The organism is Phenylobacterium sp. (assembly GCF_031425575.1).
In the GTDB taxonomy this organism is placed as follows: Bacteria; Pseudomonadota; Alphaproteobacteria; order Caulobacterales; family Caulobacteraceae; genus Phenylobacterium.
On sequence record NZ_JANPJP010000188.1, the window covers coordinates 1 to 3,712 of the forward strand.

Annotated in this window: 3 protein-coding genes; 1 reads left to right on the forward strand and 2 read right to left on the reverse strand. The window is 69.6% G+C overall.

All coding sequences use genetic code 11. From position 1 onward, the window contains the following. A partial coding sequence (locus RMO97_RS10620; RefSeq protein WP_310540933.1) for a TonB-dependent receptor domain-containing protein occupies positions 1 to 1,297 on the forward strand: 1,297 nt, incomplete at its 5' end. Between the two features lie 183 nt (positions 1,298 to 1,480). Here the strand turns inward: RMO97_RS10620 and mnmD are convergent. Beyond that, positions 1,481 to 3,328, reverse strand: a complete 1,848-nt coding sequence (mnmD, locus tag RMO97_RS10625) for an FAD-dependent 5-carboxymethylaminomethyl-2-thiouridine(34) oxidoreductase MnmC (RefSeq protein ID WP_310540934.1) — start codon at positions 3,326 to 3,328, stop codon at positions 1,481 to 1,483. Positions 3,329 to 3,399: 71 nt separating this feature from the next. Then, positions 3,400 to 3,712 (reverse strand): hypothetical protein (locus tag RMO97_RS10630; RefSeq protein ID WP_310540935.1); only part of this gene is annotated, 313 nt, incomplete at its 5' end.

Sequence of the window (3,712 nt, forward strand, 5' to 3'; positions counted from 1 at the left end):
GGCGCAGTACCGCTTCAATCGCAACCAGGATGAGTGGTCCGATCTCGGCGACGTGCAAGCGACGCCCTGCGTGGACTCCATCGATGGTCAGCAGGGGCAATGCGCAAACCCGACGGGTCCCTTCGTCTTCTTCGGCGCCCAACGGGACATTGACGTCGATCGCCGCGTCGGCGCGGTGTTCGCTGAGGTGAAGCTCCCGGTCCTCGACAGCCTCGAAGTCAGCGGCGCCGTGCGCCATGAAGACTTCGGGGGCAATATCGGCTCGACCACCAATCCGCGGATTTCTGCACGCTGGCAGCCGATCGACTGGCTGGCCTTCCGGGGTTCGGCCGGCACGACCTTCCGCGCTCCCGGCGCGGCGGCAACGACTCCGGGCAGCAGCAAGGGTGTCCGCAATATCGCGGGTTCCTATCGCGCGGTCGTGACGGAGAACAACCCGTTCCTCGAGCCCGAGACTGCGACGACGGGTAACCTGGGCGTCATCGTCACGGCCGGGGGCTTCAGCGGTTCGATCGACTACTGGACCTTCGACTTCAAGAAGGAGCTGATCGTCGAGGACGCGGGCCAACTTCTCGCCGCCCTCAACGCCACCAACTGCGCCAAGCCCGCCTTCGCGGCGCGCTTCGTGAATATCGGCGGCGCCCCGGTCTGCACCACCCAAACCAACGTGCTGCAGGCGACAATCAAGATCGTCAACGGTCAGAACACCAAGACGTCCGGCTTCGACCTTCGCGCCCAGTATGACTTCGATAACTTCTTCGGCATGGATTTCTACGACACCCAGGTGACCGTGGGCGCCGAAGCGACCTTGACGAAGGAGTACAAGCGCGGCGAGACGACCCTGCTGGAGGACACCTCCGTGGTGATCGCGCCGGCGATAGACCGGGCCGGCAAGCACGACCTGACGGGCGAGTTCTACTCGTTCCCGAAGACCCGGGCCTCGGCCTTCGTCAATGTCTCTGGCGAAAAGTGGAACCTGCGCTACCAGCTGCTATATCGTGAAGGCACCACCATCGCCGCGCCGGTCTGCGTGGGTGATGCGGGCGCCGGCACGACGGCGGACTGCCGCTACAACTACGCCACCGGCGCCTATCAAAGCGTCGGCAAGCTGGACGACTTCTGGCAGCACGACCTGAACCTGCGGGTCGAACTGCCCTGGGAGACGACGGCGACCTTCAGTGTCCAAAACATCCTGGATACCGACCCGCCCTTCGCCCAGAGCTTCTATAACTACGACGTCACCAACGGGAACCCGCTGGGCCGCGTCTTCAAGGTGGGTCTGAAGAAGACCTTCTAACGACAACACCGCGACCGGCGGCGGGCATCCGTCGCCGGATTTCGCAAAGCAACTTGAGGGGCGCTGTCCGGCCGGGCAGCGCCCCGTTCGTGTCAGGGCGTCTCACGAGAGGGCAGGACGGCGATCTCCTCGGGCGTCAGCCTGCGAATGCCGCCATTGCGGGCAGGTTGATCGCGAGCGGCTTCAACGCGGCGATCCTCCGGCCAGCGTCCCTGGGCCAACGTCGCGGGACCCCGCGACGGAAATGCGGCCGCGCCGCGCCGCACGGAGAAGAAAGCGCGCCGGATCCACCCGTTCTGAAATGCCCTTGGGCAGCGGAGACGGCGCGCCAAGCGCCAGGGCCGCCACGTGCTCGGCCAGCAGTGGGGCCAGGCAGAAGCCCCGCGAGCCCAGGCCACCCAACAGAAAGAGCCCCTGCGCCGCGCCCGGTGCGGCGCCCGCCAGGGGGAGATGGTCAGCCGTGGTGGCGCGAACCGACGCGCGCCCGTCCACCGGAAGGGCCGCGAGCCGCCGGGCAAGCTGGGGGAGGGCCGCCGCCAGGGTGGCGAGGTTTCGGTCGTGGTCGTCCGGGCGGACGTCGGTCGTCACATCGTCGCGGTCGTGTGTGGCGCCAAACAGCAGGCCATTCCGGGTGGGCAGGACATAGCCGCCCCAGGCGACGGCCTGCGCGCCGCCAGGGGCTTCGATCCAACTGGCTTGACCCCGCACGGGGCGGATTCTCGGTTCCGGCCAAAGGGACTGGTGGCCGGTCGCCAGGATCACCGCCTCGGCCTCGCAGATCGTCGCACCGTCGCCGTCGATCAGCCCCCAGACGCCGGCGTGGCAGGTGAGGCCAGCCACCCGCGCTCGCAGGATTTCGCCGCACCAGTCCGCCAAAATGGTCGCGGGGGCAACGGATAGAGCGCCGGTGAGGTCCAGGGCGGCCGGGACGGGCTCTCCAAGGGCCTGACCAGCCTGGGCGGGTTCCCGGAGAATGAGGGCGCCGGGCTCAAACAGGTCGGAAGCGGCGATCTTCGAAAATCGCCCAAGGTCCCGCTCGTCGCCGATCAATTGCAGCACGCCGCGAGAAAGGATGGCGCCCGGCGTGTCCTCATAGAGACGCAGGGCGCGGCCATAGGCTTGGGCGAAGAGGGCGGCCAACGGCCCGAGGCCGGCGTCGAGGCGCGGGGTCACCAGGGCGGCCGGGTTTCCCGAGGCCCCGGCGCCGGGGGATTCAGCCTCGATCAGGATGGGTTGGCGACCCAGGGCGCGCAGAGCCCGCGCGGCGCTGGCGCCCGCGATGCCGGCTCCGACGATGGCGACCCGTGGCGCAGACGCCGCGGGGGCGACCCCGGGCAGGCTCGCCTCCAGCCGCTCGCGCTTGCGCCCGTGGCCGGGGCGCTTTTCGACGGCGAACCCAGCCGCCTGCAGGCCGCGTCGAACCGCGCCGGCCACCGTGAAGGTCGCCGCCCGGGCCCCTGGGGCAGAGCGCTGGGCCACCAGCGTCATCAGGTCCTCATCCCACATGCCCGGATTGAGGGCCGGCGAGAAGCCGTCGAGGAACCAGGCGTCGGCTCGGCCATCCCAGCCTTCGAGGGCCCCATGTGCGTCCATCACCGCAACGTCCAGCGTCGCGGAGACTTCAGGCAGGTCGACCCTGTGCAGGCCGCGGGCGTGGCCGGGCCAGCGGTCGGTCAGCAGGCGCGCGAGGTCAGAGAGTTCCGGCCAGGCCGACAGGGCCCGGCGGGCTTCGCCGGCCCCCAAGGGATGGGCCTCGAGGGAGAAGATGTGCAGGTGGGCGCCAGGCTCGCGGGTCCTGCGCCATAGATCAAGCAGGGCCAGGATATTGAGTCCGGTGCCGAAGCCGAGTTCGGCCACTACGAATCGCGCCCGCCCGACCCAGGCGGTGGGCAGGCCGCAGCCGGCCAGGAAGACAGCGCGGGATTCGGCCAGGCCGTCCTCGGTGGAGAAATAGACATCGCCATAGAGCCGCGAGCGCGGTTGGCCGTCATCGGCCCAGAGGAGCGGGGAAGGCGGGGTTGGATCGCTCATGAAACCGCGCAGCGAAAAGGGCCGCCCCCGGATGGGGACGGCCCTTCGTAAAGAGTATGCGATGGAGAAGCTTACTTCTTCTCGGGAGCGGCGGGCGCCATGGCGGCGTCGGCGGCCGGGGCGGCGGCGGCGGCGTCAGCAGCGGCCGGGGCGGCGGCGGCGGCGTCGGCGGCGGCGTCAGCAGCGGTGGCCGCGGCGTCGGTCGCGGTGGCGGCGGCGTCGGCGGCGACGACGGCCGATTCGGCGGCGGCCGGGGCTTCAGCGGCCTTTTCAGCGGGCTTGGAGCAGGCGGCGGCGGTCAGAGCGGCGACGGCGGCGCCGGCGACGAGCAGCTTACGGAGAATGGCGGAGGTCATGTCCCAGATCCTTAGATGAGTTATTGAA

Excerpts from the sequence above, each read along its gene's own strand:
- mnmD (WP_310540934.1), bottom strand. The coding sequence starts at position 3,328 with ATGAGCGATCCAACCCCGCCTTCCCCGCTCCTCTGGGCCGATGACGGC.